This is a genomic window from Tahibacter harae (assembly GCF_024437735.1).
GTDB lineage: Bacteria > Pseudomonadota > Gammaproteobacteria > Xanthomonadales > Rhodanobacteraceae > Tahibacter > Tahibacter harae.
Map to the genome: position 1 here is coordinate 174,855 of NZ_JANFQO010000002.1, position 13,334 is coordinate 188,188.

Below are 13,334 nucleotides of genomic sequence, written 5' to 3' on the forward strand. Positions count from 1 at the left end.
TGCGTCCTCAGTCGACGGAGAATTGCAGCAGCTCGACCGGCGTCGTGCTGTTGAGTACGAGCAGGAAATGGTCGAGGTCTACCGCGTAGCCGGCCTGGCTGGCTGGGGCGCCGGTCTGGCGCAGGTAGCCGCGTATCTGCACGCTGGCGGCGGTGACGGGCGCGCCCGGCGGCACGAAGCCGCTGTCGGCCAGGCGGTTCCAGCTGCCGGCGACTACGCCCGGCGCGCTGAGGCTCTGCCCTTGCGTGCCGCCGGCAATGAAGCCGTTGCAGCCCGCGGCGGAGAACAGGCGTACTTCCACCGTGGCCGCGACAGCGCCGTCGGCCGGCGTGCCCGCGGGCAGGCGGAAGGCCATGCCGTAGTTGACGAAGCTCACCGGCGCGGGACCGCCGGCGAAGTCGAAGCATTGGGCAATGCCCGAGGCGGCGTTGGCCGCCGGCACAGTGGTCGCGATATGTATGAGGCTGGAGCCCGAGGCCGGGTTGCCGTCGACATCCGGTGCGGCCTGCCACAGCGGCGCGTTGCCGCTGCCGGCGGGATCCGGCGCGGCGGAAACGAAGCTCGCCCACGGCGTCAGCGCCGTATCGAGGTGGGCGTTGGGCACCACTGTCTGGGCCTGTGGGCTGGACATGCCGGCAAGCAACAGCAGCGCCGCCGCCGTCCCTGCGCCGCGGCGCAAGCTCGAAGACAGGCCGCCGCGACGGCGGTCAGGACTGGACATCGTGGTTTCCCCTATCCCATGGAAGCGCAAGCGGAGGCAAGAAATGCGCCATGCTGCAGAACGGCGGACATAATCTTCCCCTGCCGGCAGTAGCGCGAATTCGGGTCTTTGCCTATCAGGCTGGCGTCAGGGAATGGACGATACGGAATCGGCGCGGCGCGGCGGACGGCAGGTTTGTACGGCGGTCTGTCGGCCAGGAACAGTGCGCCGAAGAAGCAGCGCAGCAGCACGCGCGACTGCGCGGCCGATCGCCACGGTGCGCGCCGCGGCGGTGTGCGCGCGAGGCCGACGCTGCAAACGCTGCGGCGGCCCGGCCCTTGCGCCGCGCATCCCGCGCTACTGCAGATCCGCCGCCTGCGCCGTGGTGACGATCAGCCAGTCCACCACATGGCGCAGCGCCTCGGTGCGGCTGGCGCCGCGGGCACGGTGGCGGTGGTAGATCGCCAGTTGCGCATCGGCGCTGGAACCGGCGCGGGCGAGCTGGCGCAGATGGCGGATTTCCGCGGCGCAGTCCAGCGCGGCGATATCCGGTTCGATCAGCGCGATCAGCCGGTCCACGCTGTCGGCGAAGGAAACGCAGCGCCCCGCCGCCTCGTCGATGAACTGGGCCGCGGTGCCGTAGCGCTTGGCGCGCCAGCGGTTCTCGTCGATCACGCGCCGCGTCAGCGGCGTCCATTCCCGCGCCAGTCCGGGCCGGCAGGTGTAGGCGCGCACCAGGCAGCGGTAGGCCGCGGCAATGGCCAGGCTGTCGGCCAGGCGCGGGCAGGAATCGGCGATACGCAGTTCCAGCGTCGGATAGCGCTGCGAAGGCCGTATCGCCCACCACAGGAAACTGCCGTCCGGCACCGCACCGCAGCGCGCCAGCAGGGCGACAAAATCCGCATATTCGCTTTCGTCGCGGAAATGATCCGGAATGCCGGTGCGCGGCCATTCGTCATAGGCCGCCTGGCGGTAGCTCAGCAGACCGGTGCGCTGGCGGTTCCAGAACGGCGAGGACGTGGACAGCGCCAGGAACAGCGGCAGCCAGCCCATCAGCCGGTTCATCAGCACCACCCGGTCCACGCCGGCCGGCACCGCCACGTGCACATGCAGCGCGCACAGCAGATTGCGCCGGCCTATCATCTGGAAATCGTCGATCAGGGCATCGTAGCGCGGCTTGTCGGTATGGCGCTGCTCGTGCCAGCCCGCCAGCGGATGCGTGCCCGCGGCGACCACGCGCAGATCCATGTCCTCGGCCACGCGCACCACGCCGTGGCGCAGCCGCTCCAGCGTGGCGCGGGCTTCGTCGGCCGAGCCCAGCACCGGCGTGGAGATCTCCACCTGCGATTGCAGCATCTCGTGATGCACATGCGCGCCGTAGCGCGCCTGGCAGGTGCGCACCAGTTGCTTGGGCACCTGCGGCACGGCGTTGCGGGTGATCGGATTGACCAGGAAGAACTCTTCCTCGATACCGAAGTGGTAGGCGTAGCGCTGGTAGGGCATCGCTTCTCGCTGTTCGGGCGGACCGGCGGACACGTGCGCGCGCCGGCATCCGCGGGGCGGACGGCAGTACAGACGGCCGGAAGAATGAGTCGACGCGGCGACTCGGCGTGAACCCCGATCATTGTCGATGGCGTGTTCCCGATTCGTTAAGCACGCCGCGTGCGCAGCGGCGCACAGCGAACGCAGGCGTTGCGCGCACGGCGGGAATACACCGTTGCGCCAGGCCGGAAATCCGCGGTGCACATCCGCCACATTGTGATGGTTTGTGCAATTCCACCGCCGCGTTCGCGCCCGCGCCGGATCGTCGCCAGCGCAGGCTTGAGCGCCCCGCAGCGAACTGGCAGCATCGCCCGATGACCCGGCACGCCGACGCCACCGTACTGCGCGACCTCGCCCGCCTGCGCCGCGTGCGCGATCGCATCGACCGCGACTACGCGCGGCCGCTGGATGTGGAATCGCTGGCCCGCGACATCGGCATGTCGGCCGGCCACCTGAGCCGGCAGTTCCGCCTGGCCTACGGCGAATCGCCCTATTCCTACCTGATGACGCGGCGCATAGAACGCGCCATGGCCCTGCTGCGCCGCGGCGACCTGAGCATCACCGAGATCTGCTTCAGCGTCGGCTGTGCCTCCCTGGGCACGTTCAGCACGCGCTTCACCGAACTGGTCGGCGTCTCGCCCAGCGTCTACCGCCGCGACAGTGCGCAGGCGGCCGCCGGCATTCCTTCCTGCCTGGCCAAGCAGGTCATGCGACCGATCAGGAATCGAGAAGCCGCCGAGTCCTGACCCGGCTAGCATGCCTGCCGTCACCGCCAACCGCACAGGACCGCCATGGACATCACCATTCACGCCAGTTTTCTGCCGCACAACGATCCCGAGGCCGCACTGGGCTTCTACCGCGACGCACTGGGCCTGGAAGTGCGCAACGACGTCGGCTACCAGGGCCGGCGCTGGATCACCGTAGGCCCCGCCGGCCAGCCCGACACCAGCATCGTGCTGCACCCGGTCGACGCCATGCCCGGCCTCACCGAGGACGAGCGCCGCACCGTCACCGAGATGATGGCCAAGGGCACCCTGGCCAACCTGCTGCTGGCCACGCCGGATCTGGCCGGCGTGTTCGCCAAGCTGGAAGCCGCCGGCGCCGAGATCGCCCAGGAACCCGCCGACCAGCCCTACGGCGTGCGCGACTGCGCCGTGCGCGATCCGGCCGGCAACATGATCCGCATACAGCAGAAAGCCCGCTGATCCCCGCCGAGGACCTGCCATGAAATGGAACAAGTGGATAAGGCAGTTGCACCGCTGGCTCTCCGTCCTGTTCACCCTGAGCGTGATCGCCTGCTTCGCCGCGCTGGGCCTGGGCAAGCCGCCGGCCTGGGTGTTCTACCTGCCGCTGCCGCCGCTGGCCCTGCTCACTTTCAGCGGCCTGTACCTGTTCGCCCTGCCCTATTTCAGCCGCGGCCAGCGCGCGGCGGGCGGCGCCTGATTCCCTCCCGCCCAGTTCCGCCCGGCGCCGGCGCGGCGCCGGGCCTGGCGTGCCCGCCATTCCCTCCGCCGACGGAGCAGTCATGAGCAAGCCCAGGAAGACCGAAACACCGGCGGTTGCCGCGCACGCTGCCGACAGCCACGACCGCATCCGCGTGCACGGCGCCCGGGTCAACAATCTCAAGGACGTCAGCCTGGAGATTCCCAAGCGCCGCCTGACCGTGTTCACCGGCGTGTCCGGCTCGGGCAAGAGTTCGCTGGTGTTCGGCACCATCGCGGCCGAGTCCCAGCGCCTGATCAACGAGACCTACAGCGCCTTCGTGCAGGGCTTCATGCCGAGCATGGCGCGGCCCGAAGTCGATGTGCTCGACGGCCTGACCACGGCCATCATCGTCGACCAGCAGCGCCTGGGCACGGATCCGCGCTCCACCGTCGGCACCGCCACCGATGCCAACGCCCTGCTGCGCATCCTGTTCAGCCGCCTGGGCAAGCCGCATATAGGCCCGCCCAGCGCGTATGCGTTCAACGTGCCCTCGGTCAAGGCCGCCGGCGCGATCACGGTGGAGCGCGGCAGCAAGACCAGGACCGTGCGCGAGACCTTCACCCGCACCGGCGGCATGTGCCAGCGCTGCGAGGGCCGCGGCTCGGTCACCGATTTCGACCTGAGCCAGCTCTACGACGACAGCAAATCGCTCAACGAAGGCGCGCTGACGATTCCGGGCTACAGCATGGACGGCTGGTACGGCCGCATCTTCAGCGGCTGCGGTTTCTTCGATGCGGACAAGCCCATACGCAAGTTCAGCAAGAAGGAGCTGCATGACCTGCTCTACAAGGAGCCGACCAAGATCAAGGTCGACGGCATCAACCTGACCTACGAAGGCATCATCCCCAAGATCCAGAAATCCTTCCTGGCCAAGGATGTCGATGCGCTGCAGCCGCATGTGCGCGCCTTCGTCGAACGCGCCATGACCTTCACCACCTGCCCCGACTGCGGCGGCACCCGTCTCAGCGAGGCGGCACGTTCGTCCAGGATCAAGGGCATCAGCATTGCCGACGCCTGCGCCCTGCAGATCAGCGACCTGGCCGAATGGGTGCGCGGCCTGGACAAGCCGGCGCTGGCGCCGCTGCTGGCCAGCCTGGGCAAGACCCTGGATGCGTTCGTGGAAATCGGCCTGGGCTATCTCTCGCTGGACCGCCCCGCCGGCAGCCTGTCCGGCGGCGAGGCCCAGCGCACCAAGATGATCCGCCACCTCGGTTCCTCGCTCACCGACGTGACCTATGTGTTCGACGAACCGACCATAGGCCTGCATCCGCACGACATCCAGCGCATGAACGAATTGCTGCTGCGCCTGCGCGACAAGGGCAATACCGTGCTGGTGGTCGAGCACAAGCCCGAATCCATCGCCATCGCCGATCATGTGGTCGACCTGGGCCCCGGCGCCGGCGCCGGCGGCGGCACGGTCTGCTTCGAGGGCAGCGTGGCGGACCTGCGCGCGAGCAAGACCCTGACCGGCCGCCACCTGGACGACCGCACCCAGCTCAAGAAAAACGTGCGCAAGCCCTCGGGCAAGCTCGCCATCCGCGGCGCGAAAACCCACAACCTGCGCGATGTGGACGTGGATATTCCGCTGGGCGTGCTGACCGTGATTACCGGCGTGGCCGGCTCCGGCAAGAGTTCGCTGGTACACGGTTCGATTCCCGCCGACGCCGGCGTGATCGCGGTGGACCAGGGCGCCATCCGCGGCTCGCGCCGCAGCAATCCGGCCACCTACACCGGCCTGCTCGATCCCATCCGCAACGCCTTCGCCAAGGCCAACGCGGTCAAGCCCGCGCTGTTCAGCGCCAACTCCGAAGGCGCCTGTCCCAGCTGCAACGGCGCCGGCGTGATCTATACCGAGCTGGGCTTCATGAACAGCGTCGCCAGCACCTGCGAGGACTGCGAAGGCAAGCGCTTCCAGCCCGAGGTGCTCAAGTACAAACTCGGCGGCAAGGACATTGCCGAAGTGCTGGCCATGCCGGTGGCCGAGGCGGCGCAATTCTTCGGCGCCGGCAAGGCGCGCACGCCGGCGGCACAGGCCATCCTCGACCGCCTGGCCGACGTGGGCCTGGGCTATCTCAGCCTGGGCCAGCCGCTGACCACGCTGTCCGGCGGCGAATGCCAGCGCCTCAAGCTGGCCACGCACCTGGGCGACAAGGGCGGCATCTACGTGCTGGACGAACCCACCAGCGGCCTGCACCTGGCCGACGTGGCCCAGTTGCTCGCGCTGCTGGACCGCCTGGTCGATGCAGGCAAGTCGGTGATCGTGGTCGAACACCACCAGGCCGTGATGGCGCATGCGGACTGGATCATCGATCTCGGCCCCGGTGCCGGCCACGACGGCGGCCGCATCGTGTTCGAGGGCACGCCGGCGGCGCTGGTCAAGGCGCGCTCCACCTTGACCGGCAAGCACCTGGCGAATTACCTGGGCGGCTGAAGAGCAGAGCGGCAGCTTGCGGACGCGGCGTTTTTCTCGCAAGGCATCCACGCCGACTGCGGCTGCCGCGCAGCCCGCTGCAACCGCCGGCCGTGCCGCCGTATCTCCGGGGCCATCGACAACCCGCCCCAGGAAAGATCATGAAGCGCATCGCCCGCCTGCCCGCCCTCGCCGGTTTCGCCTTGGCCCTGTTCGCCGCCGCGGTCCAGGGCGCAGCACCATCGGCCGGTGCCGGCCCGCAGCAGCGGCTGCAGGCCGCACTTCCCGCGCTGCTGGCGCAGCAGCGCATCGCCAGCGTCTCCATCGCGCATATTGAAAATCGCCGGCTGGTTTTCAGCATTGCCCAGGGCGAGGCCGGCCCTGGCAGCGCTGCCACGCCGGCGACGCTGTACAACGTCGCCTCCCTGGCCAAGCCGCTCTCGGCCGAGACCGTGCTGCGGCTGGCCGCCCGGCAGAACGTGGATCTGGACGAGCCCATGTACACGCACTGGCTGGATCCGGATATCGCCGGGGATCCGCGCGCGCGCCTGCTGACGCCGCGCCTGTCCCTGAGCCACCGCACCGGATTTCCCAACTGGCGCGACGGCAAACTGGCCTTCCAGCAGCAGCCCGGCACGCGCATCGGCTATTCCGGCGAAGGCTTTGAATACCTGGCCCGCTTCGTCGCCAACAAGACCGGAACGCCGCTGGACCAATGGGCGCAGCAGCTGGTGTTCGGGCCGGCCGGCATGCAGGAGACCGCCTACACGCGCCAGCCCTGGTTCGACGGCCGCCTGGCCTTGCCTCACGATGGCGACGGCAAGGTGCTGCCCTTGCAGATCCGCACGCAGGCACTGGCTTCCGACGATGTGTTCTCCACCCCGCGCGACTACGCCCGCTTCCTGATCGCGCTGATGCAGGGCCAGGGACTGACGCCCGCGCTGGCAGCGGAACGCGCGCGCATCCAGTCCGACCGCCGCGCCGACTTCTGCAAGCCGCCGCGCGCGAACGACTGCCCGCAGGAAATAGGCTTCGGCCTGGGCTGGGAATCCTTCCTGATCGACGGCCGCCGCTACCTGCTGCATACCGGCAAGGACGAAGGCACCTTCACCCTGGCCTACTTCTCGCCGGATAGCGGCAACGGCACGGTGATCTTCACCAACAGCAACAACGGCGCGCAGGCGGTGCTGCCCGTACTCGACCTGATCGGCCAGGATGCGGCGTTCGTGGCGCTGCTGCGGCGCATGGCGGGTTGAGCCGGGATCCGGGATTCGTGGAAGCCCGCAATTCACGGCGCTTTTGCCAATCCCGGATCATGAATCCCGTCGCTGCCGCAAATCCCGAATCGCCAATCCCGAATCCCGTCGCTCACTGCTACAGTCTCCGGCCCAGCCAGCCCTCAGCGAGCGACCCAGCCCATGACCGAACACGCTTTCTATCCCATCGGAACCCCCGGCCAGCCCTGGGGCGCGGCGGAAAAGGCCGAATGGCTGTCGCGCCAGCAGCGCCAGCGCAGTTATGCCGAGGATGTGCTGGCCGCGATCGAGCCGCTGCGCGCACGCTTCGATGTGAGCGAATACGGCCGCCTGGATTACGCGCCCGACACCTATCCCCTGCTCGCCGTGCGCAGCCGCGACTGGCGCGAGGAACTGCCCGTGGTGCTGGTCACCGGCGGCGTGCACGGCTACGAGACCAGCGGCGTGCACGGCGCGCTGCGTTTCCTGCGCGAGCATGCGCAGGACTATGCCGGCCGGGTCAACCTGCTGGTCGCGCCGTGCATCAGCCCCTGGGCCTATGAGCGCATCCACCGCTGGAACCGCGATGCGGTCGATCCCAACCGCTCGTTTCGCCCCGATAGCCCGGCCGGCGAATCCGCGGCGCTGCTGCGCCTGGTCGCACCGCTGCAGGGCCGCGTGCTGGTGCATATCGACCTGCACGAGACCACCGACAGCGACGAGAGCGAATTCCGCCCCGCCCTGGCCGCCCGCGACGGCAAGCCCTATGAGCCGGACAGCATTCCCGACGGCTTCTACCTGGTCGGCGACACGGACAATCCGCAGCCCGAGTTCCAGCAGGCGGTGATCGCCGCCGTTGAAAAAATCACCCATATTGCACCGGCCGATGCGGCCGGCCAGATCATTGGCTCGCCGGTGGTCGCGCACGGCGTGATCAACTATCCGGTGAAACAGCTGGGCCTGTGCGCCGGCATCACCGACGCGCGCTATACGACGACGACCGAGGTCTATCCCGACAGCCCGCGCGCCAGCCCCGAGCAGTGCAATGCCGCCCAGGCCGCGGCCGTCTGCGCGGCAATCGACTTTGCGCTGGCGCGGCAGGGCTAGCGCCCACGCCATGGAAACCACCGCGGCGGCGGCCATCCGATACCGCCGCCGCGACGCCAGGCAATCCGTGCCGTCACAGCATCGCATGCCGGCGGACTGAAACCCGCGCAACACCAGGCAGGCCGGCGACCGCCGCATGCCCCGGGGCGCGCAAGCGCCGGAGAACAGCGTGCCTGGGATGGCCGTCGCGCCGGCGCGGCCCTGCCCTGGCCGCGCGCAACTACGGCGCCGCCTGCCCCAGCTTTGCGCACAACAGCGCCAGCGCCTGCTCCAGGCACTGCTGCGCCGCGCAGGCGATATCCGGCGTCACGCCGCGGCCTTCCCAGTTGCCGCCGGTCAGGCGATGGCGCGGGCTGAGGTAGGGCACGCTCAGCGCAAATCCCTGCGGCAGTTCCAGCAAGCGCGTGGGATTGGCCGCACCGCCGCTGGTCTCGCCCAGCAGCACGGCGCGGCCGTAGGCCTTGAGATCGTAGGCCAGCGCCTCGCCGCCGGAAAACGTCTGCGCGGAAATCAGCACCGCCATCGGCGCCGGTTCGGGCAGATGCCAGCCGGGCCGGTCGCTGGCGATGCGGTTCTCGCCGACGACCTGGCCGCGAGCCAGGAAATCCATGCTGACGAAGGCCGGCCGCGCGAACAGATAGCCCTGCAACTGCGCCACGCTGAGCGGGTCGCCGCCGCGGTTGCCGCGCAGGTCGATCAGCAGCGCGCGTGCGCTGTGCAGGCTGGCCATGGCGGCCGCGTAGGCTTGGCGGCTCTGCGCCGTATCGGCCGGGAAATGCGCCAGCACCAGCCGGCCCACGCCGTCGCCGTCGACCCGCGCCTCCAGGATGCCGCTGGCCGCGGCCGCGCCGGCTTCCTCCGCCGCGGCGGCGGGCGCGCCTGGCGCCGGCGCCGCGGACGGTGCCAGATCGGCTTCGCGCAGGACGCGGAAATGGCGGTCGCCGCTGATCTCGCGCAAGGTGGCGGTCAGGACGCGGCTCAGCCCGGCGGCGTCGAAATGCTGCTCCGGCCGCGCCGCCTGCCAGGCCTGCAGCGCCGCGGCAATGCGGCGGCCCTCGTCCGTATCGAAATGGTTGCCGCGGATCTGCGCGGCGGCGGCGTTCACGACCTCAGCCACCTGGGCCGGCGTCAACGGCGGCTCCGCCTGCACCGGCGGCAACAGGCCGGACAAGAACACGCTGCACAGGAGGACGCTGCCGCAACGGCGCAGCAGCAGGGACGAAAACAGACGCATGACGGCTCGCAGGACAAAAACGGGGCGTGAACTGTCGCCGCGCCGCGGCACGGCGTCCTGACGGAATGCTTACGAAAAGCTCCGTGCGCGGCGCGGCCGCCGCACGGCCCGGGCTCCGCCCGCCTGCTACACTCGCCCGCCGCCGTCAGGTGCCTGCACTGCGCCCGGCGGTACTTGCAGAGGGATGCCCCATGAGCGGATTCAGCCGGCGTATCCGCGCCGATGTCGAGCACGAGCTGGCCCTGGCGCAACAGGCCGAACAGGCCGGTGCGGCGGCACGCGCCTTCCGTCATCTGGAGCGCGCCCATGTGCTGGGACAGGCCTCCACCCGCCATCACGTGCGGGTGCACTGGCGCATGCTGTGCTGGGGCTGGCGCCGGCGCGACTGGCGCGAATGCTGCGGCCAGCTGCTGCGTCTGGCCGGCGCGGCGGGCAAGACCGCGCTGGGCTGGGTGCCGCGCGGCAATACCGGCGGCGCGAACATCAGCCCGTTCAAGCCGCTGCCGGTGCCGGCGGATCTGGCGGCCACAATTGCGCGGGCGCGGCGGCGCTGAGTCCAACGCCGATTGCATTTCGCCAACGGTGGGCGATGCGATGCGTACCGGTCCGGTATCAGGCCCGCGCCATGGGCATGCCCGCTACGGCGCTATCCGCGTTATCTGCACCGCCACCACGCGCCATTCGCCGTTCTCGCGCACATAGGTATCGATATAGCGGTAATGGCTGGTGAAGGGCTTGCCGTCGTAGCGGCCGGTCATGCGCGTGCTGCCGCTCAGCAGCGCGGTGTCGCCATACTGGCGGACTTCCAGATCGGGCACGGTATACGGATCGATCTGCAGCCGGGCATCCAGCAGCGAGGCGACGAATTCGGCGCGCTCGTGGCGCGTGCCCTCGCCGTCGATCTGGAAGAAACGCGCGTGCAGGTTGTTTTCCACTGCCGCGCGGTCCTTGCGCACGATGGCCTCGTCCCAGGCCGCGGCCTGGGCACGCAGCGCAGCGGCCGCGTCGTCGGCCCGGGCCGGTACCGCCGCAGCGAACAGGACGGGCAGGAACAGCAGGCGTCTTGCAGACATGGCAGGTTTCCGTAAAGGGCGGCCGGCGGATTCTTCCACGCCGTCGCCGCGCCGGCCATGCAATGGCGGCGAACGCGCCAGCACGGAGAAACCGGCGCGATCCTGCGTATACGGGTTCATCACCGGAGAACGCCCATGTCCGCACCGCTGCCCGCCGCAACCACCCTGCTGCTCGCCCTGCTCTGCACCCCGGCGCCGGCACAGGAACCGTTCTGCGGCCGCGCCACGCCGCATCCCATTGACCGCGAACTGGCCGAAGCCTCTGCCCGCAGCGGCGGCGTCACGGTCGATCTGCGCGATGCCCAGTCCGCCGCCTACGCCGCCTGGGACAAGGAACTCAACCGCGTCTATGCCGAACTGCTGCGGGCCGCGGCGCCGGCCGACCGCGAGCTGCTGCGCAAGGCACAGCGCGCGTGGCTGGCCTTCGACCAGGCCCAGGCCGATTGGGATGCCAGCGGCTCGCGCCACGGCAACGAAGGCACCTCGGCCGCGCTGAATATCGCCGACGCGGCGCTGCAACGGCGGCGGGCGCGGGTCTGCGACCTGGAAGGCGATCTGCACGGCCTGCGCGAAATGGCCGAATGAAACCGGCGCGGCGCGAAATCCGTGTCAGCTTTGCGCCGCAAGCGCGCAAGTCCGTCGCAGGACCCTGCCTGCGGAACCCACCATGCGCCGCCTCGCCTTCTGCACCCTGCTCGCCCTGCACAGCACCGCGGCGCCGGCCGCCGCACTCCTGGTGGATACGACCAGCGACAACGGCAGCGCGCCGTTCCAGCTCTGCGACGGCGACGGCAGCAACGGCAACGGCTCGCTGCGCGGCACCACCCTGCGCGCGAATGCGAGCAGCGGCGCCGACACGATCACCTTCGCCATCCCGGCCGCCGATCCCGGCTATGTCGCCGCGACCGCGCACTGGGCATCGCCCCGGCCAGCAGCCTGCCGCCGATTTCCGACGACCTGAGCATCGACGGCTACAGCCAGCCCGGCGCGCTGCCAAACACCCTCGCGCCGGAGGCCGGCGGCAGCAATGCGCAGCTGCGCATAGAACTGCACGGCTACGGCAACACGTCCCAGGCCGGGCTGGACGTGGGCAACGGCAATCCGCGGCTCAGCCTGCGCGGGCTGGCGATCAACAATTTCCGCACCAACCTGCAACTGCTCTCGGCCGGGCCGCACCGGGTCGAAGGCTGTTTCATAGGCACCGACATCCGCGGCCAGCTGGGCATCAGCGCCAACGCCACTGCGAACGGCATACGCCTGCGCGGCGCGGCGCCTGCCGCGCCGCCTACGAAGCCGGGGGCTGCAATCCGTCCTTGAAGATGCGGTCGCCGGCTGCAGCGAAACTGCCGCTGTTGGGGTCGTATTCCTCGGTCGCGGCGATGGCGATGGTGCCGGTACTGCGCCGGCCGCCCACGATCAGCACGCGGCCCGAGGCAAGCAGCGTCGCCGTATGGTTGTAGCGGCCCAGCGCCAGCCCGGCGACATTGCGCCAGGTTGCCGTCGCCGGGTCGTACACCTGCGACAGGATGGCGCCGTCGCCGCCGGCGATCAGTACCTTGCCGGAGACCAGCAGCGTTGCCGTCTGGATCACGCGCGTGGTGGAAAGCGAACTGGCCGCGCTCCAGCTGTTGATGGTCGGGTCGTAAAGCTCGGCCGACGACTGCGGAATGACATTGGAACCGGCCACGGCCAGCACCAGCCCCGAGGGCAGCAAGGTAGCCGTATGGCTGGCGCGCGGGCTGATCAGGTTGCCTGCCGCGTTCCAGTTGCCTGTGGCAGGATCGTACAGCTCGGCCGTGGCCAGCGCGGCGGTGTTGCTGCCGCCGCTGCCGGTGCGGCCGCCGGCCACCAGCACGCGGCCGTTGGCAAGCACGGTCGCAGTGTGCTCGTAGCGCGCATTGGCGAGCGAGCCGGTGGTGTTCCACTGGCCGGTGGCCGGATCGTACAACTGGGCAGTGGCCAACGCCGTGCCCGAAGCATTCGCGCCGCCGGCCACCAGCACGCGGCCGTTGCCGAGCAAGGTCGCCGTATGCGCCGAACGCGCCGTGGTCAGCGAACCGGTCGCGCTCCAGCTGGCGCTGGCCGGGTCGTAGAGTTCGGCGCTGGCCAAGGCACTCTGGTTCTCATTGAAGCCGCCGGCGACCAGCACCTGGCCGGACAGCAGACGGGTCGCGCTGTGATTCTGCCTGGCCGTAATCAAGGCCTGTGCCGCCGCCTCGCCGGCTGCGGCCGCGGCGAACAACCACAGCGCCAGCGCCGCGGCACCGCGGCGCAATGGAATCCGCACTAGGGTAATCGCTTTCACATCGGCTCCCCTGGACGCGGCGCGTCCGCAAACTGCGCATCAGCCGGGGAGCAAAGCGGACAAGTAGCCGCTGGACAATCATCGCCGGCCACCCCCGGCACTCCGGTGCGGCGACAGCGCATGCCGTGCAAAGCCGCGGAGGGTACCGGACAGGAATGGACGCCTCTTGCCACGCGGTGCAGCACCGGTGCGAGCGGCGGCGCCGCCGCATGCACATCGCGGCGCCATTGTGCCGCGGCGGCA

Annotated in this window: 15 protein-coding genes; 10 read left to right on the forward strand and 5 right to left on the reverse strand. The window is 69.8% G+C overall.

Annotated features, from left to right (window positions below; translation table 11 throughout):
• Positions 1-7: 7 nt before the first annotated feature.
• Entirely contained in the window at positions 8-721 is a 714-nt protein-coding gene (locus tag NM961_RS02500; protein WP_255910911.1) for a hypothetical protein, read from the reverse strand.
• 336 nt (positions 722-1,057) lie between these two features.
• Positions 1,058-2,236 carry a carboxylate-amine ligase gene (locus NM961_RS02505; RefSeq protein ID WP_255910913.1) on the reverse strand — a complete coding sequence of 393 codons (1,179 nt, stop codon included), beginning with the start codon at positions 2,234-2,236 and terminating at the stop codon, positions 1,058-1,060.
• A 320-nt stretch (positions 2,237-2,556) separates the two neighbouring features.
• On the opposite strand from NM961_RS02505, the gene NM961_RS02510 reads away from it, so the two are divergent.
• The 6 genes from NM961_RS02510 (at position 2,557) to NM961_RS02535 (ending at position 8,479) form a co-directional block, all read left to right on the forward strand.
• Positions 2,557-2,988 (forward strand): helix-turn-helix transcriptional regulator, encoded by a 432-nt coding sequence (locus NM961_RS02510; protein ID WP_255910915.1) that lies wholly within the window; start codon positions 2,557-2,559, stop codon positions 2,986-2,988.
• Positions 2,989-3,033: 45 nt separating this feature from the next.
• On the forward strand, positions 3,034-3,447 hold the full coding sequence (locus NM961_RS02515) for a VOC family protein (protein ID WP_255910917.1): 414 nt from the start codon (positions 3,034-3,036) through the stop codon (positions 3,445-3,447).
• A 19-nt stretch (positions 3,448-3,466) separates the two neighbouring features.
• The gene (locus NM961_RS02520; protein ID WP_255910919.1) at positions 3,467-3,685 is read left to right on the forward strand and encodes a hypothetical protein; all 219 of its coding nucleotides are present in this window, start codon (positions 3,467-3,469) and stop codon (positions 3,683-3,685) included.
• A gap of 82 nt (positions 3,686-3,767) precedes the next feature.
• Entirely contained in the window at positions 3,768-6,158 is a 2,391-nt protein-coding gene (locus NM961_RS02525) for an ATP-binding cassette domain-containing protein (protein ID WP_255910921.1), read from the forward strand.
• Between the two features lie 140 nt (positions 6,159-6,298).
• Positions 6,299-7,393 (forward strand): serine hydrolase domain-containing protein, encoded by a 1,095-nt coding sequence (locus tag NM961_RS02530; RefSeq protein WP_255910923.1) that lies wholly within the window; start codon positions 6,299-6,301, stop codon positions 7,391-7,393.
• A gap of 162 nt (positions 7,394-7,555) precedes the next feature.
• Positions 7,556-8,479 carry a M14 family metallopeptidase gene (locus tag NM961_RS02535; RefSeq protein ID WP_255910925.1) on the forward strand — a complete coding sequence of 308 codons (924 nt, stop codon included), beginning with the start codon at positions 7,556-7,558 and terminating at the stop codon, positions 8,477-8,479.
• Between the two features lie 220 nt (positions 8,480-8,699).
• On the opposite strand, the gene NM961_RS02540 is transcribed toward NM961_RS02535, so the two are convergent.
• Positions 8,700-9,713 (reverse strand): S41 family peptidase, encoded by a 1,014-nt coding sequence (locus NM961_RS02540; RefSeq protein WP_255910928.1) that lies wholly within the window; start codon positions 9,711-9,713, stop codon positions 8,700-8,702.
• Positions 9,714-9,904: 191 nt separating this feature from the next.
• Between NM961_RS02540 and NM961_RS02545 the strand changes: the two genes are divergently transcribed.
• Positions 9,905-10,267 carry a DUF3703 domain-containing protein gene (locus NM961_RS02545; RefSeq protein WP_255910930.1) on the forward strand — a complete coding sequence of 121 codons (363 nt, stop codon included), beginning with the start codon at positions 9,905-9,907 and terminating at the stop codon, positions 10,265-10,267.
• Positions 10,268-10,351: 84 nt separating this feature from the next.
• Here the strand turns inward: NM961_RS02545 and NM961_RS02550 are convergent, their stop codons facing one another.
• Positions 10,352-10,786, reverse strand: coding sequence for a nuclear transport factor 2 family protein (locus NM961_RS02550; RefSeq protein WP_255910932.1), 435 nt, complete (start codon positions 10,784-10,786; stop codon positions 10,352-10,354).
• Positions 10,787-10,921: 135 nt separating this feature from the next.
• Here NM961_RS02550 and NM961_RS02555 point away from each other — a divergent pair, with 135 nt between their 5' ends.
• The 3 genes from NM961_RS02555 to NM961_RS02565 all read left to right on the forward strand — a co-directional run bounded on the left by NM961_RS02555 (position 10,922) and on the right by NM961_RS02565 (position 12,103).
• Entirely contained in the window at positions 10,922-11,371 is a 450-nt protein-coding gene (locus NM961_RS02555; RefSeq protein ID WP_255910934.1) for a lysozyme inhibitor LprI family protein, read from the forward strand.
• Positions 11,372-11,453: 82 nt separating this feature from the next.
• Positions 11,454-11,747, forward strand: a complete 294-nt coding sequence (locus NM961_RS02560) for a hypothetical protein (RefSeq protein WP_255910936.1) — start codon at positions 11,454-11,456, stop codon at positions 11,745-11,747.
• A 125-nt stretch (positions 11,748-11,872) separates the two neighbouring features.
• A complete protein-coding gene (locus tag NM961_RS02565) occupies positions 11,873-12,103 on the forward strand; it encodes a hypothetical protein (protein ID WP_255910938.1) in 231 nt (76 codons plus the stop codon).
• Here NM961_RS02565 and NM961_RS02570 read toward each other — a convergent pair.
• Positions 12,072-13,091, reverse strand: coding sequence for a Kelch repeat-containing protein (locus NM961_RS02570; protein ID WP_255910940.1), 1,020 nt, complete (start codon positions 13,089-13,091; stop codon positions 12,072-12,074). The genes NM961_RS02565 and NM961_RS02570 overlap by 32 nt on opposite strands.
• Positions 13,092-13,334 lie beyond the last annotated feature (243 nt).

Bases quoted from the DNA above. Each gene is read 5' to 3' on its own strand.
- NM961_RS02500 (WP_255910911.1), bottom strand. From the start codon at position 721: ATGTCCAGTCCTGACCGCCGTCGCGGCGGCCTGTCTTCGAGCTTGCGC.
- NM961_RS02510 (WP_255910915.1), top strand. From the start codon at position 2,557: ATGACCCGGCACGCCGACGCCACCGTACTGCGCGACCTCGCCCGCCTG.
- NM961_RS02515 (WP_255910917.1), top strand. From the start codon at position 3,034: ATGGACATCACCATTCACGCCAGTTTTCTGCCGCACAACGATCCCGAG.
- NM961_RS02520 (WP_255910919.1), top strand. From the start codon at position 3,467: ATGAAATGGAACAAGTGGATAAGGCAGTTGCACCGCTGGCTCTCCGTC.
- NM961_RS02525 (WP_255910921.1), top strand. From the start codon at position 3,768: ATGAGCAAGCCCAGGAAGACCGAAACACCGGCGGTTGCCGCGCACGCT.
- NM961_RS02530 (WP_255910923.1), top strand. From the start codon at position 6,299: ATGAAGCGCATCGCCCGCCTGCCCGCCCTCGCCGGTTTCGCCTTGGCC.
- NM961_RS02535 (WP_255910925.1), top strand. From the start codon at position 7,556: ATGACCGAACACGCTTTCTATCCCATCGGAACCCCCGGCCAGCCCTGG.
- NM961_RS02540 (WP_255910928.1), bottom strand. From the start codon at position 9,713: ATGCGTCTGTTTTCGTCCCTGCTGCTGCGCCGTTGCGGCAGCGTCCTC.
- NM961_RS02545 (WP_255910930.1), top strand. From the start codon at position 9,905: ATGAGCGGATTCAGCCGGCGTATCCGCGCCGATGTCGAGCACGAGCTG.
- NM961_RS02550 (WP_255910932.1), bottom strand. From the start codon at position 10,786: ATGTCTGCAAGACGCCTGCTGTTCCTGCCCGTCCTGTTCGCTGCGGCG.
- NM961_RS02555 (WP_255910934.1), top strand. From the start codon at position 10,922: ATGTCCGCACCGCTGCCCGCCGCAACCACCCTGCTGCTCGCCCTGCTC.
- NM961_RS02560 (WP_255910936.1), top strand. From the start codon at position 11,454: ATGCGCCGCCTCGCCTTCTGCACCCTGCTCGCCCTGCACAGCACCGCG.